General features: G+C 43.4%; 21 protein-coding genes. 6 read left to right on the top strand and 15 right to left on the bottom strand.

Annotation, left to right across the window (positions count from 1 at the left end):
* The first annotated feature begins 24 nt into the window (after nucleotides 1-24).
* A complete protein-coding gene (gene recD, locus B4K26_RS11235; RefSeq protein WP_296245583.1) occupies nucleotides 25-2,253 on the top strand; it encodes an exodeoxyribonuclease V subunit alpha in 2,229 nt (742 codons plus the stop codon).
* Between the two features lie 115 nt (nucleotides 2,254-2,368).
* Here recD and B4K26_RS11230 read toward each other — a convergent pair whose 3' ends face one another.
* Both B4K26_RS11230 and B4K26_RS11225 read right to left on the bottom strand, forming a co-directional pair.
* A complete protein-coding gene (locus B4K26_RS11230) occupies nucleotides 2,369-2,932 on the bottom strand; it encodes a hypoxanthine-guanine phosphoribosyltransferase (RefSeq protein ID WP_296245582.1) in 564 nt (187 codons plus the stop codon).
* Nucleotides 2,933-3,034: 102 nt separating this feature from the next.
* Complete coding sequence (locus B4K26_RS11225) at nucleotides 3,035-3,703, bottom strand: hypothetical protein (protein WP_296245581.1); 669 nt, start codon at nucleotides 3,701-3,703, stop codon at nucleotides 3,035-3,037.
* A 328-nt stretch (nucleotides 3,704-4,031) separates the two neighbouring features.
* Here B4K26_RS11225 and B4K26_RS11220 point away from each other — a divergent pair, with 328 nt between their 5' ends.
* The 3 genes from B4K26_RS11220 to B4K26_RS11210 all read left to right on the top strand — a co-directional run bounded on the left by B4K26_RS11220 (nucleotide 4,032) and on the right by B4K26_RS11210 (nucleotide 7,260).
* A complete protein-coding gene (locus B4K26_RS11220) occupies nucleotides 4,032-5,711 on the top strand; it encodes a carbon starvation CstA family protein (RefSeq protein WP_296245580.1) in 1,680 nt (559 codons plus the stop codon).
* Between the two features lie 126 nt (nucleotides 5,712-5,837).
* Nucleotides 5,838-6,146 carry a cory-CC-star protein gene (locus B4K26_RS11215; RefSeq protein ID WP_296245579.1) on the top strand — a complete coding sequence of 103 codons (309 nt, stop codon included), beginning with the start codon at nucleotides 5,838-5,840 and terminating at the stop codon, nucleotides 6,144-6,146.
* A gap of 79 nt (nucleotides 6,147-6,225) precedes the next feature.
* Nucleotides 6,226-7,260, top strand: a complete 1,035-nt coding sequence (locus B4K26_RS11210) for an ArsA family ATPase (RefSeq protein WP_296245578.1) — start codon at nucleotides 6,226-6,228, stop codon at nucleotides 7,258-7,260.
* A gap of 14 nt (nucleotides 7,261-7,274) precedes the next feature.
* Here B4K26_RS11210 and B4K26_RS11205 read toward each other — a convergent pair whose 3' ends face one another.
* Nucleotides 7,275-8,849: a DUF3482 domain-containing protein gene (locus B4K26_RS11205; protein WP_296245605.1), complete on the bottom strand. Its 1,575-nt coding sequence runs from the start codon at nucleotides 8,847-8,849 to the stop codon at nucleotides 7,275-7,277.
* A 39-nt stretch (nucleotides 8,850-8,888) separates the two neighbouring features.
* Nucleotides 8,889-10,307, bottom strand: a complete 1,419-nt coding sequence (locus tag B4K26_RS11200) for a DUF2868 domain-containing protein (protein WP_296245577.1) — start codon at nucleotides 10,305-10,307, stop codon at nucleotides 8,889-8,891.
* A 236-nt stretch (nucleotides 10,308-10,543) separates the two neighbouring features.
* On the opposite strand from B4K26_RS11200, the gene B4K26_RS11195 reads away from it, so the two are divergent.
* Nucleotides 10,544-11,311: an SDR family oxidoreductase gene (locus tag B4K26_RS11195; protein WP_296245576.1), complete on the top strand. Its 768-nt coding sequence runs from the start codon at nucleotides 10,544-10,546 to the stop codon at nucleotides 11,309-11,311.
* Nucleotides 11,312-11,465: 154 nt separating this feature from the next.
* Here B4K26_RS11195 and B4K26_RS11190 read toward each other — a convergent pair whose 3' ends face one another.
* From B4K26_RS11190 to prpF, 5 genes are all read right to left on the bottom strand, one after another.
* Nucleotides 11,466-11,936 (bottom strand): hypothetical protein, encoded by a 471-nt coding sequence (locus tag B4K26_RS11190; protein ID WP_296245575.1) that lies wholly within the window; start codon nucleotides 11,934-11,936, stop codon nucleotides 11,466-11,468.
* A gap of 84 nt (nucleotides 11,937-12,020) precedes the next feature.
* Nucleotides 12,021-13,538, bottom strand: a complete 1,518-nt coding sequence (locus tag B4K26_RS11185; protein WP_296245574.1) for a bifunctional 2-methylcitrate dehydratase/aconitate hydratase — start codon at nucleotides 13,536-13,538, stop codon at nucleotides 12,021-12,023.
* Nucleotides 13,539-13,677: 139 nt separating this feature from the next.
* Nucleotides 13,678-14,268: a GNAT family N-acetyltransferase gene (locus B4K26_RS11180; protein ID WP_296245573.1), complete on the bottom strand. Its 591-nt coding sequence runs from the start codon at nucleotides 14,266-14,268 to the stop codon at nucleotides 13,678-13,680.
* Nucleotides 14,269-14,386: 118 nt separating this feature from the next.
* Entirely contained in the window at nucleotides 14,387-16,234 is a 1,848-nt protein-coding gene (locus tag B4K26_RS11175; protein ID WP_296245572.1) for an ABC transporter ATP-binding protein, read from the bottom strand.
* 129 nt (nucleotides 16,235-16,363) lie between these two features.
* On the bottom strand, nucleotides 16,364-17,599 hold the full coding sequence (prpF, locus tag B4K26_RS11170; RefSeq protein ID WP_296245571.1) for a 2-methylaconitate cis-trans isomerase PrpF: 1,236 nt from the start codon (nucleotides 17,597-17,599) through the stop codon (nucleotides 16,364-16,366).
* 89 nt (nucleotides 17,600-17,688) lie between these two features.
* Between prpF and B4K26_RS11165 the strand changes: the two genes are divergently transcribed.
* A complete protein-coding gene (locus B4K26_RS11165; RefSeq protein ID WP_296245570.1) occupies nucleotides 17,689-17,841 on the top strand; it encodes a hypothetical protein in 153 nt (50 codons plus the stop codon).
* 11 nt (nucleotides 17,842-17,852) lie between these two features.
* Here the strand turns inward: B4K26_RS11165 and B4K26_RS11160 are convergent, their stop codons facing one another.
* The 6 genes from B4K26_RS11160 to B4K26_RS11135 all read right to left on the bottom strand — a co-directional run bounded on the left by B4K26_RS11160 (nucleotide 17,853) and on the right by B4K26_RS11135 (nucleotide 25,260).
* On the bottom strand, nucleotides 17,853-18,113 hold the full coding sequence (locus tag B4K26_RS11160) for a Txe/YoeB family addiction module toxin (RefSeq protein WP_296245569.1): 261 nt from the start codon (nucleotides 18,111-18,113) through the stop codon (nucleotides 17,853-17,855).
* Nucleotides 18,114-18,126: 13 nt separating this feature from the next.
* A complete protein-coding gene (locus tag B4K26_RS11155; protein ID WP_296245567.1) occupies nucleotides 18,127-18,414 on the bottom strand; it encodes a type II toxin-antitoxin system Phd/YefM family antitoxin in 288 nt (95 codons plus the stop codon).
* A gap of 132 nt (nucleotides 18,415-18,546) precedes the next feature.
* A complete protein-coding gene (acnD, locus tag B4K26_RS11150; protein WP_296245604.1) occupies nucleotides 18,547-21,180 on the bottom strand; it encodes a Fe/S-dependent 2-methylisocitrate dehydratase AcnD in 2,634 nt (877 codons plus the stop codon).
* Between the two features lie 238 nt (nucleotides 21,181-21,418).
* Nucleotides 21,419-22,558 (bottom strand): bifunctional 2-methylcitrate synthase/citrate synthase, encoded by a 1,140-nt coding sequence (gene prpC / locus B4K26_RS11145; RefSeq protein ID WP_296245566.1) that lies wholly within the window; start codon nucleotides 22,556-22,558, stop codon nucleotides 21,419-21,421.
* Between the two features lie 145 nt (nucleotides 22,559-22,703).
* The gene (prpB, locus tag B4K26_RS11140; protein WP_296245565.1) at nucleotides 22,704-23,594 is read right to left on the bottom strand and encodes a methylisocitrate lyase; all 891 of its coding nucleotides are present in this window, start codon (nucleotides 23,592-23,594) and stop codon (nucleotides 22,704-22,706) included.
* Nucleotides 23,595-23,973: 379 nt separating this feature from the next.
* Nucleotides 23,974-25,260, bottom strand: coding sequence for an NRAMP family divalent metal transporter (locus B4K26_RS11135; RefSeq protein ID WP_409521346.1), 1,287 nt, complete (start codon nucleotides 25,258-25,260; stop codon nucleotides 23,974-23,976).
* Between the last annotated feature and the right edge of the window lie 303 nt (nucleotides 25,261-25,563).

Below are 25,563 nucleotides of genomic sequence, written 5' to 3'. Positions count from 1 at the left end.
AATTATGATAAAGACGGATAAACGATGAGTGATGTTAACAGCATGAATGGTGTAAGCAAGCAAAAAAAAGCAACCAATACTATTCAAAACCTCATGAGTGATGGTGTAGGCAGTAGTTGGGCGACGACGATCAGTCAATATTTATTGCAGCGCCGCGCACAAACGCAGATAGCTTACCAAAATCAGTTGCTAAATAATGAGGCGACTGACACTAAAGACAGTCAAGATTGGTTGTTTGAGACGTTATTTGAAGTATTGGTACAACGCTTAGAAGAAGGGGATACCGTATTGGTGCTTGAGGCTTCTAATCATGATACCAGCAATCATCTGCTCGATGACGCTGTAGAGTTGTTTAACTGGCAACAACAGTTATTGCAACCTTTACTACAGCCACTTTTATCAGTATTGTTAAGCACTAATATGACGGAGTTACCGCCTGCTGAGGTGCTAGAAGATGAATTGATTTGGGATACAGCGCTACGCCAATCTACATTAACCATACCTGACAAGCGATTGTTAAATCAGCGTCGAAAAGCTTGCGTTAATCTTTATAATTCATTAAAAGACATAGCAAGCAGCGCTTCCTCAACAATAAATAGCCTAAGCAAATTAAATCAACTACTAGTCAGCCAACCATTATTCATAAACAACGCAAAAGAAGAAAACGACACTACAAGACCAATTATCTTTCAAGTAGACAAAAATTCAACCAATCAAATAACCAAAATCACCTTATGGTTACATCGTGCTTGGCAGGCAGAATACGCCTTAGCGCAGCATGTTGTACGTATTAAAAATCAAACCCTTGTAGAATTACCGATAGCGCCTAACCCGCTACTCAATACCGAACAACAGGATGCCATCCACATGGCAAACCGTTCTGCATTTAGCATCATCACTGGCGGCCCAGGAACAGGCAAAACCTTTACCGTTGCCCAGTTAGTCATGGCATTGCAGCAAGAACAGGTAGCAGACGAGCAAGGTAACGAGTCAAAGGCCAATTTAGCCCTAGCAGCTCCGACGGGAAAGGCTGCTCAGCGTATGCAAGAGTCGTTACAGGACGCTATTCAACAAGCAGGGGTTTGTTTACAGTTGCCAGAGGCGAAGACCATTCATCGCTTACTCGGCATCGGGCAGAGTGGACGACCGCGTTATCACAAAGATAATCCGCTCAGTGAAGACATCGTCATCGTTGATGAAGCTTCTATGCTTGGGGTAGAACTCGCCAATTATTTGGTAAGTGCAATAAAGCCCAATGCGCGGCTGATACTACTTGGTGACGCTAATCAGCTCGCAGCAGTCGATGCAGGAGCAGTATTGGCAGACTTGTGCCGTATACCAGTGCTGCAAGACGTGCACCAACGTTTAATCGCCAGTCGCCGTTTCAAAGAGGATTCGGGGATTGGTCAACTTGCTAAACTTATTAATCAACAAGGAAGTGAAAGCAAAAGTAACACTGGAAGTATGTCAGCCGTTTGGCAGGTTCTTGAAAAAGATGAGGCATTAGAGTTTTACCATTTAACAGTAGATGATAATAAAGAAACTGACAGCAATACAACAACTAATAGAATAAAAAATAGCCTAAGTAATTATAGATTCCTCAAAAAGCAATCAGAAAACTACCTCAAATACTTCAATAAAACACAAAAAACACTAAACAAATCCAAAACAGCAAAATTGATGCCAACTAAAGAATATCTTACCGATTTTGATGAACTTATGATTCTACTCAATCACTTTCGTATATTAACAGCAGGGCATCACGGCCGCTGCGGTGACCATTACATCAATAATTATCTGAGCGAGCAACATAAGACGCAATTAAAGCTGCCCCTTTCCAAATCACCTTGGTATCACGGTCGTCCAGTCATGGTATTGCAAAACAATTATGAACTAGGACTATTTAACGGTGATATTGGTATCTGCCTGCAAGTAGAGCAGGGGCGGCTACAGGTATTTTTTGAAAATAAAAAGCACGGTATCAATATTAATATACTAAGTGATGAGATGGTTGCAACTGCATATGCAATGACCATTCATAAATCACAAGGGTCGGAATTTGACCATGTGGCAATTAGCTTTGATGACAATAATGCACGATTACTAAGCCAAGAGTTGATTTATACCGCTGTGACACGAGCCAAAAAACGAGTTTCTATTTTTAGTACTGCTTCGGCCTTGAGTACTGCCTTATCGACGCCGACGCTACGTCAAACCGGACTGAGCTTACAGTTTGAGAAACTGTTAGAGTAGGAGAGTGGTATTGTTGTTTAAAGTTATGAGAAGATAGGCTGTCAGTGTAAGAAAGGGAAAACGAGTAAAAAAAAGCATCCAAATTGGATGCTTTTTTAAGTTTAAAACGTTGTAATTAGATTTTGTCTTCTTTAATGGCATAGATACCTGGTAAATGGCGCAAGTAACCATGAAAATCCATACCGCAGCCATAGACGTAACGGTCTGCGACATTAATGCCCACAAAATCAACGTCGAATTCTTCCACTTTGCGATCGTGCTCTTTATTCAACAGCACACAGCACTGGATAGATAGTGGCTCTTCTTTGCCCAATTCTTCAACAATGGCTTTTAGCGTAATGCCTTCATCAAAAATATCATCAATTAACAAAATGTGTTCGCCCTCGAGGTTCACATCAGGCTTAAACTTCCAATCAAGTTCGTTGGTGCCTGCGTTATCACGATAGCGCGATGCGTGGATATAGTGCATGCGATGGTAGAACGTCAAATGTGTCAGAAGCTGACCGGCTGGGATAAGTCCGCCGTTCATAACGACCATCACGATTGGGTTTAAACCGGCATAATGTAGGTTGAGCTGGGCGGCCAAGCGCTCATAAGCAGCAGCTACTTCGATACTGCTGATCAGGCACTCTGAATTGCGCAGGGTTTTTTCGATTTCTTGATTACTAATTTGGGTCATGAGTTGCGCCTTTGATAAAAGTGCCGCCTATTTTAGCAAATTTTAATAAAATTGCCCAACACTACAGCCTTAATAAAAACATAATAGTTGCTAATATAGCCGCTATTCAGATTTTTTTACGATAAAAGGGCGATAATAATTCGCCAAACGGTTCAATGACGCATCAGGCAAATCAGGCAGTAACTTATTCAACGCCATGTTCATTCCTTTATCGATAGCAGCCTTGGCAACTGGCACAGATTTGCGTTTGATCATGCCAAGTTTTAACGTTTCAGCATAGCGGCTAATAAAATGCGTCAACGTCTCTTCGTTCATTGTTTCAAGCGCCGTTTTAAACGTTTTCATATCTACATGTTCGGGGGTGATAGCCGCAAAACCTTTCTTAATAGTTTGAGCGTCTGCGTCGGACAATTTAAAACCGATACGCTTCTCACCTTCGTTATCTATAAAGGTCGCTTTATCCCTCAAAAAATGAAAGCTCGGCAGCACTTCTTCGTTATTTTCTTTGCCAAGTAAGATATTAAGCAAGGTATCCGTCGCTTTTTCGACCGTGCCAACCACTTTACGCATAGAAGCTTGGCGTTCTGGATTTGGAATAATCTCAACCAATCCCACCAATAAATTATCGATAAGATCACGCGCTGTTTGATGGGTAAGGGCATCACGATAAAGGTAATAATCTACTTTTTCATCGGATGCAACCACTTGCTCGGCCTCAATAATCAGCGCTTTTAATTTGTCTGAAGGGATGAATCCAAAGTAATAGGTCATTATAACTCCTGTATTTATTGTTTTTAGTGTTTCGCTAACGTTACAATTACTGTTAAATAAGTTACTATCTAAACCATGAAATAAGTAAAGACTCATTGTGCTTTATGGCTGATTAGTCGAATGTCTTAATCTTAAAATGCAATGCTTTGTTAGCCAGTGATAATATAAGGGTCTGCTATTATTTCTAATGGCTGTTTTTTGATAACTGTGTCCTGAAAAGCAATGAGCCGAGTCTCTCATTGCTCACTAATCTAGCATATTTTTTGGATTTTAATTTAAAAAGCTTGAACTTATAAGGTTATCTACTACTTGTCTAGGGAGAGATAAGATGAATAGTGCTATTGTACTGTTAGTTGGTGTCGCCGCGATGCTTTGCGGTTATCTGTTTTACTCAAAATTTATCGCCACTAAGATTTTGGCATTGGACAACAGTCGTCCCACGCCAGCCCATACGATGAAAGATGGTGTCGATTATATCCCCACCAATAAGTATGTATTATGGGGACATCATTTTACCTCGGTAGCAGGGGCGGCGCCGATTATTGGCCCTGCAATTGCGGTCATTTGGGGTTGGGTACCAGCCATCATTTGGGTGGTTTTAGGCACCATTTTTATGGCAGGCGTACATGATATGTCAGCCATTTGGGCTAGTATGCGCAATAAGGGCCAGTCTATTGGCTCGATTGCTGGTACTGTCATGGGCACACGCGTGCGTAGTTTAATGATGGTAGTGATTTTCTTATTGCTATTGATGGTAAACGCGGTATTTGGCGTTGCTATCGCCAATATGATGATAAAAACCCCGTCTTCTGTGTTACCTGTCTGGGGTGCATTAGTGGTGGCCTTTATTATCGGTCAGTGTATCTATCGCTATAAGATGAATCTGGTTTGGGTCTCCATCATTGGAGTCGTCGCATTATATGGACTTATCTATCTCGGTCCTATGTTCCCAGTCGTGTTACCAGAAACTTTTATGGGACTTCCTGATAACGCCATATGGATTATTATTTTATTTGCCTATGCCGCGATTGCCTCCTTATTACCAGTATGGATGCTATTGCAGCCGCGTGATTACATCAATGGGCTACAACTATTTGTTGGTCTGATTCTATTATACGCGGCCGTATTTATTGCGACGCCAAACATTGTCGCGCCAGCGATTAATCATGATTTGCCCGTCGGTACGCCTTCATTAATGCCATTATTGTTTGTCACTATTGCTTGCGGTGCTATCTCAGGATTCCACGGCTTGGTGGCGACCGGAACCACTTCTAAACAGATTGATAAAGAAGGTGATGTGCGTTTCGTTGGTTATTTTGGTGCTATGGGCGAAGGCATGCTCGCACTGGGTGCTATCCTTGCTGCCACCGCAGGTTTTGCTACGTTAGGTGATTGGCAAGCGGTTTATCAAAAATTTGGCGACGGTTCTATCGGTGCTTTTATCGATGGCGGCGCGACCATATTAAATGCAGGTGTTGGTATCGATATGGTCCTTTCACAAACGATGCTAACTGTCATGGCAGCCTTGTTCGCAGGCACCACGATGGATACGGGCGTACGTCTGCAACGTTATATCTTCCAAGAGTTTGGTGAATTTTATAATATTCCAGTGCTAAGCAAGAGTGTCGTAGCTACTTTCCTTGCTGTTGGAAGCTGTCTACTATTGGCGTTTGGCGCAGGCGGTATTGATGGTGCAGGCGGAATGATTATCTGGCCATTATTTGGTACCACCAACCAGCTCATGGCGGCTTTGACTCTTATGATTGTCACGGTCATTTTATTACGTAAAGGTAGACCGGTTTGGTACACCTTAGCACCCTTGTCATTCTTACTTGTTATGACTGTCTTTGCGTTATTGATTCAGCTAAAAACCTTTTATGTTGATGGTAATTGGCTGCTCATTATTATGGACATTATCATTCTGATCGCAACGATTTTAGTAACGTTTGAAAGTCTGTCGGTTCTACGCAAAGAATGGACGTCACATAAAGGAAAAAAAGACGCTTAGAGAAAAAGTTGTAATCCGTATCTGTATGAAAAAAACGCTAGCAGCAATTGCTGGCGTTTTTTATATAGGTTAGGCATGATAGATAATAAAGAAACGGAAAATACGAGCAAACTGTTCGAGTAAATTATGAAAAATGAAAACAAGAATGACAATGAGCCGATAAAAGCGACAGAAAATGCATCGCCATGGTGGCAACGTTTTGTAGCGGGACTCAATGAATTTTATCATGCGCCTTATCGCCAAACGATGGCACGGGCGGCGCGTGATGAAGAAGATTTTTTTATGCTGCTGATGTTTGCAGAGAGCCTAGGAATTGATAATCCCGCCAGCTTTTATACCTTAGAGCTGCAGCCTTTATTTTTGGAAAACTTCCACGAGTGGCATACACGCATGGGCATGGATAAATGCCCATTTGACCACGTTGGTTGTTGTTAGTTCGTTTTGTAATAATAAAAAATGAATGAATAAGAACTCTTTAATTAAAAGTCTTGTGAATTAAAATTGAGATACGAATATGGCATTACACGCTCTACACGGATTAGTAGATCAACTATCGCCGCAGCCTATCATATTTATTGGCGGCAAAGGCGGAGTCGGAAAAACCACAACCGCGGCCGCGCTTGCCAGTTATTATGCAAGCCAGCAAAAAAAGACCTTGATTGTTTCAACTGATCCGGCGCACAGCTTGGGTGATGTATTAAAGGTACGGCTCAATAACGAAAAAACCGCGATTACGCCGTATCTTGATGCGATTGAGCTAAACCCTGATGTCATCGTCGATGCGCATTTTGCTCAAGTTGAATCTACTATTAAGTCTTATGCCACTCCAGATATGATGCCTAAAATCCGAGAGCATTTACGGCTCTCAAAGTCGGCACCTGGCGCACAAGAAGCAGCGATGCTTGAGTCTATGTGTCAGCATTTAATCACGGCAGCAGATGCCAACTATCAACATATTATTTTTGATACGGCACCGACAGGCCATACTTTGCGTTTGCTTGTATTACCAGAGATGATGGGAGCATGGACAGATGGATTGCTCGCACAGCAACGGCGACAAGCAAAATTGCGCTCGGTAGCGACTCATTTGGATGCTCATAACCAAAAAGATAAAAACCAAAACCGTCCTCAAAAGAACGATATAGCCAATCCATTTGCCCCGAAAAAACCTGACCGCTGGGAGCAAGCGGTAGCAGTTCTAGAAAAACGCAAACAGCTATTTCGCCAAGCAGGAGTATTACTCCATGATCGTCAAAAGACCGCGATTGTCTTAGTCATGACGGCGGATGTATTACCGCTAGCAGAAACCAAACGTGCTATTGAACAGTTGGAAGAGAGCAAACTGACACCCGCCGCGATAGTCATCAATCAACTGATAGCACCCATGCAGTCGGATGAGTTCTGGCGACTTCGTGCTGAGAGGCAACAGCAATTGATGCAGGATATTGAAAACAGTTTCACCAACTATCCGCTGTATCCGATTTATCTACAGCAAACAGACGTGCGCGGTACTGAAGCGCTAAGTACGTTATTACATTCTTTACTGTAAAGAAAGGAATTGAGCTACCAATTTTCAGGCTTGTATGACTGTAGCTTACTTGCCAGCGACCACGCCATATCAACTCGCAGTAATTGAGCCTGTTCGGACTTACCGCTACTGAGCGCTGACCATTGTGGCTTCCCACGCGCTTTCTTAAGCTCACTGGGTAATTTATGTGTCGGCCATAACGTCACGACATTGTCTTCTTCATTATCTTCATCGTCGTTATTTAATATTTCAGTATCATTTTTTGCGCCACTGTATATCAGTTGAGTGGCATCGGTTGCCGCATGACCACGATGTCGTAGAGCGGTAAGTAAATCTATCGCTCGCGTGGCGAGTAACGTCAGGGTGGCAGGGTCAATATATAAGCGTTTTACCCCAGTGATTCTGTCAGCGATACTACTGGTATTAGATAATAACCCGCCTGCGATACCGCCTATGGCAGCGCCCAAACCTAACGTTGTACCGAGTGCTGCAGCGTCAATACCCAACCCCAATAATGCGCCAGCTGCCGCACCAGATGTGGTTCGGATGCCATAGCTTTTAAGAAGCTCAGGGTCAAACGGGTCTTGCTGATAAGCTTGTAGTTCAAGTGGCGTAGCTGCCACGGCGTTATCATAAAATTTATATAAGTTAAGCAAATCATGCTGCATTGCCCGTTCACTTTGTCTAACCGCTTCTTGCATTTGCTCAAGCACGGGCATTGGGTCGTCATCTTCACTAATTTCACGCACAAATGACGCGACATTTAATAAAAAGTCCGCAATAACAATATTGGCCTCATCATAAAGCTGTGCCCAGTCTTCTGTACGACGCGCCATCAATTGCTCGAGCATTTCTGAATGGGTAAGCATGGTGGCAAGATTTTGCCATAATCGCATCTCATCCTTAAACTCAAAAGCCACGGAATCGAAACGCGTCGAGATGTGTAAATTACGTCTTGCCAGCATCGTCTGCCATTCATCAATATTGGCATCCTGACTGTCGGTAAAATTAAATACCGGCATCACAGGTATCGCAGCCCAAGATAAAATAGCCAACTCATCTTTATATTTACCGAGGACGGGCTCACGAGCGTCAACAACGTAAATGGCCATATCACTTGCCAGCAGCTGACGGATAACTTTAGCTTCTTGGCTATAATCGTTATTTTGATAGTCATGAATTTGTGAAGCGCTATTATCCGTACCTTGAGCAATATCCGCCGCCAAAAACTGCTGTAAACGCTCAATACCATCACGGCGACTGGCGGTATTGTCCTCAAGCCAATCCATTAACCCTGAGGCATCTTCTAATCCCGGGGTATCATACAAGGTCACCAATACTTCACCCGTCTGACTGTCGGTTAATTGGGCGCGCTCAACATGGCGCGTGGTCGCCGCTTCGTTTTTGACTTCCCCAAAATACACATCACGTAATAAGGTACGTAGTAGTGAGGTCTTACCGGTATTGGTATGACCAACGACTGCTAATTTAAGCGCCTCGCCACTGGCAATGGTTTTTTTAGCGGTACTAATGGGCGCGGCAGGTTTGCTTAACGAGATCTCGTCATTATGGGTATTGGTATTAGGTTGATTTTCATTGTCATTATTCATCATAGCGTCTTATCGTTATTATTAATATTTAAATCTATATCACGGTGGTGTCACTAAACCAATTTTTCGAGTAGTAAGGGCGGTTTGCCATTGCTGATAACGAAGGTTTTGATTTTCCAAAAGCTGCTCAGATACTCGCGTTTTGGGATCTGAGTTATTTGAATGATCTAAACCATTGTTACTAACCTTATTATCAATGAGGCTAGTATCACTCAGCAGTTGTACAATCAGCCCATCCTTTGCATGATGAGCGATTTGGTCAAGTTTACGCAAGGTGCCTCGGTCAGGTAGTGCTTTACTATGAATACCAATCAAAACCTGAACCGGATGATCATCTAGGTAAGCCTTTAAACGAGCCATATCGTCACGGTCATCAAGAATACCGAAATCTTCTACTTCCTTCTGATTATTCTCCAGACCATCTTGCCACCAGTTCTTTTGTGGTGATGGATATTCAAGTAGAGCAACCAACTTCTTGCCAGCGCTGATCGTCGCTTTTGGAGCGATAGGCGCAGGTGCTTCATTAAAATCATCTTCATCGACTACCTGACGCTGCCAAAAATTCAAAATCTTTTGATAATAGGGCTGCTTGATGTCCAAACGCATTTTTTTACGGCGAAACATCAATGCGCAAAATGCCCAAGCAATCGCTCTTGGTACGATACCGTACATCAGCAAGCTACCAACCAGTAATCCTGCCCATTGCCGCGCCATTGATAACGGCATGGCATCAGTCACCAATCGGCTCTGAACGATAGCAGTACTGTCAGGAACGGTAAATCCAACCTTGCTTGGTAGCCAGCCGAGAATTTGAGTGAGGGTAATCAGCGCCTGATCCGAGAGGAGCGTCGACTCCCAGCTAAAGCTGTACTGACGCACAATCAATAAAAATATAATCGCCAGTAGCATACCGGTTAAGGTGGCTAGCCATAATTGATGGCTAAAGCGCCCCAGATACCAGCGCATACCGCTATGTTGTAATTGGCGCTCATACAAATCAACCGCCGCTTTGGTCACATCATCCTTACCGCGAATCAAATAACTGGGGCTAACGAAGCTGGCAAACCAATTTGATGACTGTTTGCCTTGATTAAATAAAGTCACTGCCAGCCAGCCCAGCAGCATGAGCGTATGAAATCCAAGCAAACACACCAGTACATAAAAGAAATTAACCACATTGGTCTGAAGCAGAGTAAATAATCCCAAAAACCCTGAGATGCACCACACCACGCTCATAACCATCATGATGCCCTTGATACGACCATCAATTTTACCGAGCACACGTGCCAGCGCACCGTTACTATCAATACGCGAAGCACGGCGATGCAACTTTTGGATGGGCTTTCCATCCTCGCCTTGTAGCTTTTCCGTGACAAGTAGCGGATCGGTGGCAAAGACATGTTGCTGCATCTCAAGCGTCCGTACCAGCTCGGTCAATTGGTCTTGGGGCGATAGCATAGGGCGATAATATCCGTATAAAGGCGTTTGTTAAATTTAAAAGGTTAAGATTAAAAGTTAATGGCATTTAGACATCTCAATTGATAGATGTCGAGTATTTACCCGTCAGTGATTATTGTAGCCTATATAGAATAGCGATAACTTCTATTATTCTTAGCGTTTTAGCATAGTAAATGTAAAGTAAATACGCCAAAATGAATGCAAGAATGCATACATATGGTAATAAGGAGTGCTTTGTGAATCAAAAAAACTACTTAATCATTGGCGGTACTGGTGGTATCGGTCAGGCTATTGTTAAACATCTCATAGAAATGGCTGCTTATAATCAAAAAAACGATAATCAAAGTGGGAAGATATTCGCCACGTATCATAAAAGTGAGCCTGACTTTATCGCTGATAATTTGTACTGGTTACCTATGGATGTCAGCAATGAGCATAGTATTGAACAAGCCATTACTGAGATTAAGCAACAAACCACTCATATTGGTTGGGTGATTAATTGTGTGGGGTTATTGCATACGCCGTATAATCAACCAGAAAAAGCACTACGACAACTGGAGACGGAGTTCTTTTTGCAGAATATGCAAATAAATGCCTTAGCAAGTTTGCTGATTGCCAAGCATATCAAACCGCTACTCGCAAAAGCTGACCGAACTGAAAACAAGCCAGCGATTTTTGCGACCATATCGGCACGGGTGGGTAGTATCAGTGACAACCAACTTGGCGGGTGGTACAGCTATCGGATGAGTAAGGCGGCGCTAAATATGGGCATGAAAAACCTAAGCATCGAATGGGCGCGCTCGCTCAAAGATGTCTGTGTGGTAGTGATGCAGCCAGGCACCGTCAACACCCAACTGTCGGCCCCATTTCAAGGCAATGTGGCTGATGGAAACTTATTCTCGCCAGCCTTTAGCGCTGAGTGCTTGCTTGAAGTATTGGGCAATATGACAGCAGAACAATCAGGCAACTTTGTAGATTGGGCAGGGGAATTCATACCTTGGTGATGGTGGAGCATTAATTATAAAAATAAGTAAAGCATAAGCATAGATAATAAAAAAGAGCGTGTCATTTATTTAACGACACGCTCTTTTTATAAGCTAAATAGGTATAACAGAGAGTCCCGTAAGTATTAATGTTTATTAGCCTGTTATAACTACACTATGGTATTAACCAGCGTTTCCTCAGCTCTGGAGTGTCTTCAACTACAGAATACAAGACAGCAACCCTATCGGTTAAGCAGTTATCACTATCTTTTGAGTCTAGTTTTGGAAGATATTTGCTATCCACAAATCCTCCTCCCAACATTAAATCTTTGTCTAAGGGAATTACCTCTCCATTTAAATAAACTTCTCTTTTCTCTGCATTAAATTTTACATCGTCTGTATTAAATACAGGTGTAGTCACACTGCCACCGTCCGCCAAAAACAAACAATTATTTTTGAAGATAAATTTTCCTGTTATTAAGGCAGTAAATTGAACATTGTTACTTTCATCGTAGTAAGAAAAAACATTACTTAATTTCGGTTTATTATTCGTATTAACGACACTACTATTCATTGGCTTACTAGAAATACAAGCTGATAGTAAGAAAGTTAATAAAATGAAGGTAAATAAATTTTTGATATTCATAACTCATTAATTCCAAAGTATTTTTTGGACTGCTGTGGAAATTTTCGATGCGTATTCTAATGGAGTAAAATATAACTAAGGCATTTAGTACGTCATAAATAAATCCATAAACTCATTAACCGGCGTTTGCTCTAAACGCTTTTGATCATCACACAAGGCAAAAATATCTGCACAGCGACTGTCAATAAAACGCGTTGCCAAACTGGCTCGGAACTTCGCTTTGAGTACGGGGATACCTTCTGCACGGCGGCGTTTATGACCAATAGGATATTCGACGGCGACTTTATCCGTGCTAGTGCCGTCTTTAAAAAATATCTGAATGGCATTGGCAATCGAGCGCTTACTTGGATCGTGATAATCTTTTGAATAACTTGGATCTTCTACCACAACCATCTTACGCCTCAGTCCATCAATCAAAATATGGTGCTGGGCGTGGTAATCGTCTTCGTAATTCTCTGCCATCAGGTCGCCGGTTAATAAAGGTACGGCAACCATATACTGCAAACAATGATCGCGATCAGCAGGATTATCAAGGGCGCCTTCTTTCGAGATGATTCGAATGGCTGAATCATGAGTGGTCAGGACAATTTTTTCAATCTCATCGATCCTATCGTCAACGCGTGGGTGCAAGATAACCGCCGCTTCACAAGCAGTCTGAGCATGAAACTCGGCAGGGAAGCTTATCTTAAATAAGATATTCTCCATCACATAGCTACCAAAATCGCGTTGGAAGGTAAAACGGCGCTCGCTTTCAGGTTTGAGTGCTAAGTCTTTATTGGTATGGCTAAACAGAACATCGTAAAAGCCCCATTGCGGCGCGGTTAGTGCCCCCGGAATTCCCATTTCACCGCGGCGAGTGATATCGACCAAACGCACAGCGCGGCTGGTCGCATCTCCTGCGGCCCAAGATTTTCGGCTGCCAGCATTGGGTGCATGGCGATAAGTTCGCAGGGCTTGACCATCGACAATCGCTTGCGAGATAGCCGCCATGATACGCTCACGTGGCAACTGATAAAGCTTAGCCACTACAGCGGTTGAGGCCAGTTTTACCAAAAATACATGGTCAAGACCCACACGATTAAATGAGTTGTCTAAAGCTAGCACCCCTTGAATCTCATGCGCCATAATCATCGCCTCTAATACCGACTTCATGGTAAGTGGCGCGCGACCTTGGCTGATGTTTTGCTGACTAATATAGTCGGCCACGGCGAGGATGCCGCCTAGATTGTCCGAGGGGTGTCCCCATTCGGCCGCAAGCCACGTATCATTATAATCAAGCCAGCGCACCATACAGCCAATATCAAATGCAGCTTTGATAGGGTCAAGTCTATGGGGCGTACCGGGCACGCGCGCGCCATTAGGGGTGATTTGATCGGCGCAATCGGGTCCGAGGTGTTTGGTACATTCAGGAAAGCGTAGCGCGAGCAAACCGCAGCCTAAGGTGTCCATCAAGCAGTAGCGGGCGGTATTCCAAGCGTCAGCGCTATTGGGTGAGTCATTATCGATAGAATAATTGAGCACGTAATCGGCAATTTTTTGAATCTCATCGTCATACTCTGGACGAATATTGCTCTCTACTGTCGCATTTTGAGTCGTAGACATAGTCATTACCTCTTCCTTGAGTCACATATTTGAGTGATTGATAAGCTAAATATTTTATCAATCAGTTATCTATTAAAAATAACATACTCAATATCGAACAACAGTGAAGTCGTGTAAGACTGTTTTATCGTTTCATGAGTTAAACCATGAGATAAACCAAACCCACGATGAATAAAAGCGCCAGTATTAATAATAAAAAACTGAGGATATTGCTAACCATTCCCGAGCTTTCTTTTTTTACCTTTACTTTTTTAAGTACAGGCAAAACCATCGTCACATGCTCGATGCCGTCTTCAAGATAGCGCTCACCTTCGGGGATAAACCCAAGCGACTCATAAAAATTTAACAAATAAGTCTGGGCAGAGATGACAATGGTTTTTTTACCATATTTTTTACGGCAGTATTTGATAGCTTGCGTCATTATTTGACGGGCAACGCCATTGCCTCGGTGCTCGGCGAGTACCAACACTCTACCAATTGCAGGTATCGGACCTGACGGATTGACTGAGGATTTTTTGTGATTAAATTGCGGCGGAATAATCCGGCAATAACCAATTAAGGCTTCATTTTGATGGGCAATTAGATGCAGACAATCAAAATCGACCTCGTCCATGTCTTGATACGGGCAGTTTTGCTCGACCACAAACACTTGCGAGCGGGCTTTTAAAATATGATAGAGATCAACTGTAGTCAGCTCATCAAAAGTTTTTATAGAAAATTCACAGGTCATAGTTGGATAGCTTCTAACAATTTAAAGGGCTGTCATAGGGTAGCAAGATAGGTTCTAAATATTCTAAATATAGAAATAATGGATAAAAACCTGAGCATTATAACGATTTTGCCCTCTATTAACTATTTAAGGTTTGACTGATTTTATCCAGATTTAAACTATCGGACATGGCATTGAATATCTCATAGTATTTACCGTGATTGGCATAAAGCTCCTCATGCGTACCAGTCTCCATCACACGGCCATTTTCAATCACTACCAAATCATCGGCGTCAATAATTTGTGAGATATTGTGCGAGACAATAATCACCGTGCGGTCTTTTTTGATTAAATCTAAGCTGTGCTTAATCTGCTGGGTGGCAATAGCATCAAGGCTGGCCGTTGGTTCATCCAAAAATACAATCGGTGGGTTTTTTAAAAACATCCTTGCCAGCGCGATACGCTGCTGCTGGCCGCCAGAGAGTAGCTTGGCTTCACTGTCATAGCCTTCAGGCATACCAACGACTTGCTCATGGATAGAGGCTTGTTTGGCGGCGTCGATAATCTCCTCTTCAGTGGCATCCATCGCCCCATAACGAATGTTGTCAGCGATGGTGCCTGAGAAAATATGATTTTTTTGCAGCACTAAGCCGATTTGCTCACGCAAGTTATGGGTGCTGTAATCCTCTAAGTTTCGTCCATCGAGACAAATGGTGCCGCTACTAGGATCATAAAATTTGACCAATAAATTAATAATGGTGCTTTTGCCTGCGCCACTGAGCCCAACCAAAGCGGTAATACGATTGGGATGAATATTAAAGCTCACATCATGCAGCGCTTGCTTACCATTGGGGTAGGAGAAATTAACATCTTTTAGCTCGATATGACCTTTTAAATCGGTACATTTGACTTTACCTTCGTTTTCAATCGCCTGGTCGTCGTCCAAGATATCAAAAAAACCTTCGGCATAGGTAAGCGCGTTATTGATTTGATCATAAATACGGTGCAGTTCACGGATAGGAGCCGCGACGTTTTGAAACAGTAGAATATGGAACATAATCGCGCCAATGGTCATCTGTCCATTCAGTACAAAGTAAGAGGTCAGAACAATAATCGCCACCACGCCGATTTGCTCGATAAAGGTTTTGCCAGCGTTATACATAAACGCAATACTGCGAATACGTAGCTGATTGGCGGTCATATCTTTTTGGATTTCCCAGTGCTTATCGGACTCAATCGGCTCACGCACAAAGGATTTAATAACTGTGATAGAGTCAATAATCGAAATCACCAAGCCGCTTTTGGTCTCACGATACTGGCGCATTTGTTTGCGAAACCCTTGCAAACGGTTGGCTTGGCGCTGACTGACAAAAAAGTAAATCGGCACAATAATCAGACCGACCATACCGACCCAAAAATTGGCATTAAACATAATGATCAATGACACGATAGCACTCGCAAACAGCGGCAGCATATCAATAAAGAAGTTTTGCACCAGTTGCGTGAGGCTGCTGACCCCCAAATCAATACGGGTTTGCAGCTTACCGCTGGCGTTCTCATCACTGGTGTAAAATGCCATTTTATAAGACAAAATCCGATCGACCACTTTTTGTGACAGATCACGCGATAGATTAATACGGATACGCTCACCAAAATAGCGCTGACCAAAGGTGATGATAACGTTGAGGACTTCTTTCACCATTAAAATCACACTAATCAGCGTCAGTAATTTAACCCCTTCTACCCATGGGTCAGGTAAACCGACAATATCGGTCAAAGTATCGATGGTATATTGCAAGACAAAGGCATTAACCTGTGCGGTAAATGACCCAAGCACTGTCAATATCAAGGTCAATATAAATAGTCCACGATATGGTCTGGCAAACTCTCCGAGTCTTTTTAGAATCGACCACAGCAAAGCCCCCCGTTCCGTTTTTTTGGTGGGCGGCTTATTATCTAAACGAACACGGCGGGGCGGAGTACTCATAGGGTTAAGGCGCTATTTAATGTCAGTTCAATCAATACAATTAATGGATATTTTTCGTATCAATTATCATGATTTCTATAAATAAATCGCTATTATAAAGACATTAATAGTCAGCCTAAAGTTTGTTTACTAAAAACTATCATTTGGCACAAAAACTTCACCAACCATAATACGGCGCGCCGAGCGACTCATCGAGACTTTTTTGGCTTGCCAGCGACCGTTCACGCGTTCTGTTTTTCCGCCGACGAGTAGCGTTCCTGATGGATGACCAAAACGCACTTCAACTAACTCGCTACCGCCAGCGGCTTCGTTGACCAATGTACCTTGCGTGGTTGCTGCTGCGGCAATCGCCACCGCTGCCGTTCCCATCATCGCATGATGCAGTTGTCCCATACTCATGGCGCGAACGACGAGATCAATATCTGCTGCATCAACAGCTTTGCCGCTGGATGCGCTGTAACTTTTCGCAGGAGCAACCCAAGCTAGTTTTGGCATATGCTGACTGGTTTGTGCTTCACTGACGTCTTTGAATAACCCCATCGCAACGCCACCTTTGGCGCGTATTTTTTCAAGCTTAGCAAGTAACTCACTATTACTGTTGATATCGCCTTGCAACTCAGTACCAGTAAAGCCTAAATCATCGCTTTTCATAAAAATGGTTGGAATGCCGGCACTAATAAAGGTAGCCTTAACCGTATCCTTGTCCAGATCACAGCCAGAAACATCAAAATCATCGATTAAATTGCCAGTGGGAAACATATCGCTTGATGAATCTACAGGGTCGATAAATTCAATTTTTACTTCGGCAGCAGGGAAGGTCACACCGTCTAATTCAAAATCGCCGGTTTCTTGAACCTGAACCTTACCGCTTTCATTTGTATAAACAGGAACATGAGCAATGATAGTTTTTCCGATATTTTCTTGCCAAATACGTACTTCACAGACGCCATTATCAGCACTGACATTAATACTATTAGCCACTTTATGAGCATCGACCAATCCCATATTAATGGCGCAAGCACCAACAGCGGCGGTTAAAATGCCGCAGTTTCCCCCCCCATCAATCATCGGTTTGGCAATATTCACTTGTCCAAACAGGTAATTCACATCGTGGTCTGCTTGGTTAGCTTTAGAGAGGATAACGGTCTTTGAGGTGCTAGAGCTGCCATTTCCCAAACCGTCGATTTGCTTGCCATAAGGGTCGGGGCTTCCGACAACACGTAATAGAAAATTATCGCGCGACTCGCCAGCAACTTGGCAACGCTCTGGTAAGTCGGACAATTTAAAGAACACCCCTTTTGAAGTACCACCGCGCATATAGGTAGCAGGGACGGAGATTTGTGGGGCGAATTTTGGTTGAGTCATTACGGCCAGTCCTTTTATATTTTTATAAATTGTTTACGATTTAATGGGTAATATAGATGAATAGAAATTAGCTAAAAATAGAGATAATTATGACAACAAATGAAGAGTACAAAGAAAACTTGGATAAAATTAATCGGATTAGGCAAGACAATCCTGATTTGTCTTGTGAGTTTGTACGTCAGTTATTAATTGCTCAAGAAGAGGTTGCTGCAGGCAAGGTTGAGCCTTTTAAGTTTGGATAGATTCCATACAATTAATAATGATATCGACAAGCAATAATAGTTAAGTAGTTATCATCAACGATATATACCAAACGATTAGCATCATCTATACGGCGCGACCAAAAACCTGCTAGATTTTCTTTTAAAGGTTCAGGTTTGCCAATACCATCAAACGGGTCACGCATGCATTCTGTAATAAGTTTATTAATACGTTTAAGCGTTTTTTTATCTTGTGTTTGCCAGTACAAATAGTCCTTCCAAGCATTATCTGTCCAAGCTAATTGTTCACTCATTTTTCGGCCTCAATTATGCGTCCTCAACAACTTCGTCTGCGTCATCCGTTACATCCATTAACTCATGTGCTGTTGCCTTTCCAGATTTGTATTGAGCAATAGACTTTGCTAAATGAGCCGTATTAGCAGGAGATTTTAGTAAATATACCGTCTCCATTAGACTATTATAATAATCAAGTGACATGACTACAGCATCATCAGCATCACGACGGGTCACTATAGTTGCATTTGCATCTTCGTTTACCGTATCTAAAACAGATTTTAAATGCTTTCTAGCTTCTGAAAAACTAATTACTCTCATAACGCACTCCAATACTTGTACAATTAATAGTACATGTTACGCTATCTATGAAGATATATCAATAAGCGCAAAAAACCGATGCCGTATAATTTATACAACATCGGCCCTTTGATTATTTAACACTCATCGCAACTACGCGATATCTAGCGTGCCATCGATAAACTCTTTGGCAAAGCGCTGAAGCATTCCGCCAGCGTTATACATTTTGACCTCATCAGCGGTATCTAATCGGCAGATAACGGGCGCTTTATCGATGCTGCCGTCTATACGATGAATCACTAGCGTCATCTCGCCACGAGCGGATACTTCGCCTTCGATATCGAATATTTCAGTACCGTCGATATTTAGGGTGTTACGATTGACCCCTTCTTTAAACTGCAAGGGGAGTGCGCCCATTCCAACCAAGTTTTGACGATGGATACGTTCAAAATCTTCCGCAACCACAACTTCAACGCCAGCCAAACGCACGCCTTTAGCAGCCCAGTCACGGCTTGAGCCTTGACCATAGCCGTCACCGGCGATGATAATCAGTGGTTGCTCACGGTTCATATAGGTTTCAATCGCTTCCCACATGCGCATGACTTGACCTTCGGGTTCAACGCGAGCCAATGAGCCTTGAATCACGTTACCTTTGTCATCGCGCACCATTTCATTGAGCAATTTAGGATTGGCAAAGGTTGCGCGCTGGGCGGTTAAATGGTCGCCGCGATGGGTGGCATACGAGTTATAGTCCTCCGCAGGCAGACCCATAGTATCAAGGTACTCGCCAGCGGCTGAATCGCCCAAAATCGCGTTAGACGGTGATAAATGGTCAGTTGTAATATTGTCACCAAGCACCGCCAGTGGACGCATACCTTTTAGCTTATTCATCGCGGCCATTTTACCTTCCCAATACGGCGGACGGCGAATATAAGTGGTCATCTCGCGCCAGTCATAGAGTGGACTTAATGCTTTTCCGGTGTCTTTTTTGGCTTCATCAAACATTGGGATATACACGGCGTTAAATTGCTCAGGCTTGACTGCTGCCGCGACGATGGCATCAACTTCGTCGTCATCAAACCAGATGTCTTTTAGATAAACATCATTGCCATCCGTGTCTTTACCCAACGAGTCTTTTTCAATATCAAAACGGATATTTCCGGCGATAGCATAAGCAATAACCAGTGGTGGCGACGCTAAAAACGCTTGCTTGGCATATGGATGGATTCGGCCATCAAAGTTACGGTTACCAGATAGCACGGCGGTAGTAAATAGGTCGCGCTCGATAATTTCTTGCTCGATATCAGGATCAAGCGCGCCACTCATACCGTTACAGGTGGTACAAGCAAAGCCAACCACGTCAAAACCAATCTCTTGTAGCTCAGGCATCAACCCCGCTTCTTCTAGGTACATTTTGACCGTTTTTGAGCCGGGTGCTAAGGATGATTTCACCCAAGGCTTTCGTAATAAGCCTTTTTTATTGGCATTACGCGCGACAAGACCCGCAGCAACCATATTGCGTGGGTTAGAGGTATTGGTACAGCTGGTAATGGCAGCGATGATCACTGCGCCATCAGGCATCAAGCCGTCTTTTGGTTCAGGCAATTTTTCGTCAGCAGCGTGAGCAATGCCTTTTTCGACCAAATCGGTGGTGGATACGCGAGCATGCGGTCGCGAAGGTCCTGCCATATTACGAACCACTGCGGACAAATCAAACTCAAGAACACGTGGATATTCGGCATTTTCCATACCATCAGCCCAAAGTCCAGTTTGCTTGGCATATTGCTCGACCAATTTGATTTGCTCTTCGCTGCGACCCGTTAGGCGTAAATAGTCGATGGTTTGCTCATCGATATAGAACATTGCCGCAGTGGCGCCATATTCTGGGGTCATATTTGAGATAGACGCGCGGTCACCGACGCTCAGTTGACGGGCACCGTCGCCAAAGAATTCAATATAAGTAGATACCACGCCGGCATCACGTAAGAACTCGGTCATAGCGAGAACTAAATCGGTTCCGGTAATGCCTTTTTGTAGTTTGCCGGTTAATTTAACACCGACATAATCAGGAAGGCGCATATAAGAGGGGTTACCTAGCATGACGCTTTCCGCTTCTAAGCCGCCAACCCCGATTGAGATAACGCCTAACGCATCAACCATCGGCGTATGGCTGTCAGTACCAACTAAGGTATCGGCAAACGCCACTTGTTCACCGGCTTTATTTTGAACTACTTGCACCACTGGTGACATCTTCTCAAGATTGATTTGATGCATAATGCCATTACCAGGCGGAACAACGTTGACGTTATCAAAGGCATACTGACACCAGTTGATAAAGTGAAAGCGGTCATCGTTGCGGCGCTCTTCGATGGCACGGTTTTTTTCAAAGGCGTTTTCTTCAAAACCTGCATGCTCAACGGCTAGCGAATGGTCAACAATCAATTGCGTCGGCACGATTGGATTCACTTTTGACGGGTCGCCGCCTTGCTCAGCGATGGCATCACGAAGGCCTGCCAAGTCAACAAACGCTGTCTGACCTAAGATGTCATGACAAACGACACGGGCAGGGTACCAAGGAAAGTCTAAATCTTGCTTGCCTTCGATATGCTGTTTTAAAGCAGCGTTTAAATCTTCTGGTGGGCAACGACGAACCAAGTTTTCACACAATACTTTTGAGCAAAATGGTAGTTTTTCATACGCGCCAGCTTCGATACTCTCAACCGCTTCGCGGGTGTCAAAGTAATACAGGTCGGTATCAGGAAGTGGCTTTTTAAATTTGTCGTTCATCGGTTGTACGAGGGCGTTGTCCATAAGTCACCTTTAGCGGTTGGCTGGTTTGAATCAGAGAAAAAAGAGATAAATTCTTTTAGCACAATCATCAAAATAAAATTCAATTTTGCTAAAAAAACTTTTAAAGAGTTAAAGGTAAGGGGTTGTAGGGTGCGCTTTACGCACAGTTTTTAGTAAAACTTGGTAAAAACAGGTGAGGACGACACACCCTACAAATATGTTATTTCAAGAAAAATTAACGCGCACTCATCTCTGGTACTGGACGCAACTCTTCGCCAGTATATTCCGCACTTGGGCGAATGATACGGTTGTTAGCGCGTTGCTCGAATACATGAGCCGCCCAACCTGTTAAGCGTGAGCAAACAAAGATTGGCGTGAACAATTTGGTTGGAATGCCCATAAAATGATAAGCAGAGGCATGGAAAAAATCAGCATTACAGAACAGTTTTTTCTCACGCCACATGACTTCTTCACAGCGGACCGATACAGGATATAGCACCTCATCACCAACATCGGCAGCCAGTTTTTCCGCCCAGCCTTTAATCACCACGTTTCGTGGGTCTGATTCGCTATAGATAGCATGACCAAAGCCCATGATCTTGTCTTTTCGTGCCAGCATCGCCATCATCTCTTTTTCAGCTTCATCTGGTGAGCTAAAGCCTTCAATCATATCCATTGCGGCCTCATTCGCGCCGCCATGCAAGTGACCGCGTAATGAGCCAATCGCGCCAGTGATACAAGAATGAATGTCTGACAAAGTAGACGCACACACACGCGCGGTAAAGGTCGAGGCGTTAAACTCGTGCTCAGCATAAAGAATAAGCGACACGTTCATCACTTTGGTATGAAGCGCGTTTGGCTTTTCGCCTTTTAGCAGATGCAAAAAGTGGCCGCCAATGGTGTCATCGTCGGTTTCAGTCTCAATACGCTCATTGTCATGACTAAAGCGATACCAGTAGTTAATGATCGATGGGAATACTGCCAGCATTCGGTCGGTTTTGTCGTTCTGTTGTGAAAAGTCGGTTTCCATCTCAAGGTTACCGAGCATTGAGCAGCCCGTACGCAGCACATCCATTGGATGTGCATCACTTGGGATACGCTCAAGCACATCTTTTAATGCTTGCGGTAGACCGCGCATTTTTTTAAGTTTGGCTTTATAAGCATCAAGCTCGCTTTGAGTTGGCAAGTTGCCATAAAGTAACAAGTAAGCCACTTCTTCAAAAATGCATTTATCGGCCAATTCTGAAACGTCATAACCGCGATACGTCAGCCCTGAGCCTGATTTGCCCACGGTAGATAGGGCAGTCTTGCCTGCGACCTGACCACGAAGCCCTGCGCCTGATAATACTTTTGCTGATTGGTTTTGTGCTGCCATGTTGAATTCCTTTTGTTGGTAGCTGGTGTTTGATGGCTTTATTAAATATAAATTTAAAGTTTTGCAAAAGTTAAAGACCACTATTTAATACTGTGCTGGCAGGCTTATCTGTATCTGGGAAAGCCTGCGCATTTAACGGTTTAGACTATTTATTATCAGCAAACAATTTATCGAGCGTTTGCTCAAACTCATGGTAGTTTAAGAAGTCATAAAGCTCCATTCGAGTCTGCATGGTGTCGACGACTTGCTCTTGTGTACCATCATCAAGCAGATGCTGATACACGTTTAATGCCGCTTTATTCATCGCACGGAAAGCAGATAGTGGATATAGCACCATGTCTACACCGACGCCGTGTAACTGCTCGGTGGTATAAAGATCGGTTTGACCGAACTCTGTCATATTGGCGAGGACTGGAATATCAAGGACGTCGGTAAATTTGCGGTACATCTCAATATCCGTCAATGCTTCAGCAAAAATCATATCGGCGCCGGCTTCTTGAAAAGCAACGGCGCGCTCGACAGCGGCATCAAGCCCTTCAACAGACAACGCGTCGGTACGCGCCATTACTACAAAGTCAGAGTCAGTTTTGGCATCAAGTGCTGCTTTTAAGCGATCGACCATCTCAGAGATACTAACAATTTCTTTATTTGGGCGGTGACCACAGCGTTTCTGTGCCACTTGGTCTTCGATATGAACGGCTGCAACGCCGGCTTTTTCCATTTTACGAATGGTTTGAGCGATATTAAACGCGCCACCAAAGCCTGTATCAACATCGACCAGTAACGGCGTATCCACAGCATCGGTAATACGGCGTGCATCTTCGAGTACATTATCAAGGCTGGTCATCCCCAAATCAGGTAGGCCAAATGAGGCATTGGCAACGCCCGCCCCAGACAGATATAACGCTTGATGACCAACCTGAGTCGCCATCATTGCTGTATAGGCGTTAATCGCGCCAGCAATCTGGAGCGGTTGATTGTTATCGTTTTTTTGTTTCAATGCACTGCGAAAGCGAGCGCCAGCGGATAGAGTCATTTCGTCGTCCTTACGTGGAGGAATGGTTTTATCGAATGAGGAGGGATAAAATTATTGTGATTGATTATACTCAATTATTCATGATTGCAAAGCAGTGTAATAGCGGGATATGTTATCTAAATTTTATTATATTATTAATAATATTAAAATTATTTAATAATTAAATAGTATTATCCATTTATTAAACATTTATAACACTTATTATTCAGATTGCTAAAATCGCAAATTTATAATCGTTAAATTTATTACATTTAGTTACAAATAGATTTGATTTAAGAGTTGAGGATGGCTAACTGAACTCAGTTATTTAGCAAAAAAGCCCTCATAGCTGGGCTAAAAGGGCTTTTATTATAAAGAGCTAGGATTGTCTTAAATGCTTTTAACCAATAAGACCTGCAAGATTTGCTAAGAACAATAAGGCAAAACCTGTTAAGAATATTAATCCTGCTATAGAGAGCGCATTCATACCCATTGATAGTTTTTTATGGTTTTTGACCAAGGTGTAGTTAAGCCAACCGAAAATAGGGGCAGAAACGAACGCCGATATCATGGCGAATTTTAGCATTGAGCCCAGCTGGCCTGTAAAGAAGGTGATAATGACCAGTCCGCCACCAATCGCATAAGTGGTCCAAAAGGCGATTTGTTTTTTATTAATATCGCTTTGACCTTTAATCAACCGCCAGCATTCGGCATTGGCACGGCCATAACCATCGGCACAGGTAATGGTCGTGCCAAACATGCACATAAAGGCGACGAAAGCGACCAGCAGCCGTGACCATTCACCGATGGTGCTGGTGTACATATTGATCAGCTGATTGATGTAAGCGGCGCCCGCAATCTCAATCTCTTGGCCTGAGCCATACTGTACGAACACGCCTAAAGCTAAGAAAAATAGCGCTAAGATAGCCGAAACGGCATAGCCGACATTGAAGTCCAATAGGCCTTGACGGTGGGTGGTGTTGTCGGTTTTTCTTTTTGCTGACGTCCACATCGAGGTAATGGCTGCAAATTCAAGCGGCGCTGGCATCCAGCCCATAAGTGCTACGATAAATCCTAAAGTCGCAAGGTTCCAAGGCGAGGCAGCCACAAAATCGGTTGCCATAACCGTTGGTTTGCCAGCAGCGATTACCACAGCGGCAACCGTTGCGGTGGTCAGGGCAATCATAATCCACTTGGTCACGCCGTCAAGCAGCTTATAGTGGCCTGCAATCAAAAAGAACCAGGATACTGCCACGATAATCATAGACAAGCTCATGGTTGAGAGCTCAAGAGAGGTGGGTAGCATAAAGCCCAAAATGACCGCCGCAATTAAAGATACTGCGCCGGTGCTAATGACCGCTGATAGGATAGATAGAATGAAATAAATCCAAAGATAGGCCTTTGAGCGTTTGGCATAGCCTGCAATTAAGCTCTCGCCAGTGTCATAGACATAATCGGTACCGAAGCGAAAAAACGGATACTTAAAGACGTTGGCTAAAATAATCATAATCGCCAACTGCCAGCCATACAGCGCGCCCGCCTGTGTCGATGAAATCAGATGCGAGCCACCAATAGCAGCGGTCGCCATTAAAATACCGGGGCCAAAGACCCGCCAGCTAAATCCTTCTTGCTGCGGGACAACAGTATCCTCAGTGGCGCTTGGGTTATTGAGTTGTTGTGTGGTCATGAATACCTCGAAATGGTTAGAACGGCAAATCCTCACTTTCCTGTGTCAGTTTGCCAATGATCATGAGAGAAAGGTTTTATATTATTTATACAGTGCTTAATATCAGTGCATCAGTGCTGAATATAAAAGTATAAAAATATAAAACGATTCATCTTGTATCGACTTTAGCATACTGCTGCTATTCAGGATAATGATTATTCTCATTATTATTACTTTTTGTTTGCACGGTCATTCTCGATAGTTAGCATAATAAGCCATGAATATCAAGAGTTAGTGCTGAGTTTTTTGCCGTTTCTTTATAAC

Source organism: Psychrobacter sp. UBA6766 (genome assembly GCF_002453355.1).
In the GTDB taxonomy this organism is placed as follows: domain Bacteria; phylum Pseudomonadota; class Gammaproteobacteria; order Pseudomonadales; family Moraxellaceae; genus Psychrobacter.
Note: the sequence above shows the minus strand (reverse complement) of the source record. Positions and strands in the feature narration are given on the sequence as shown.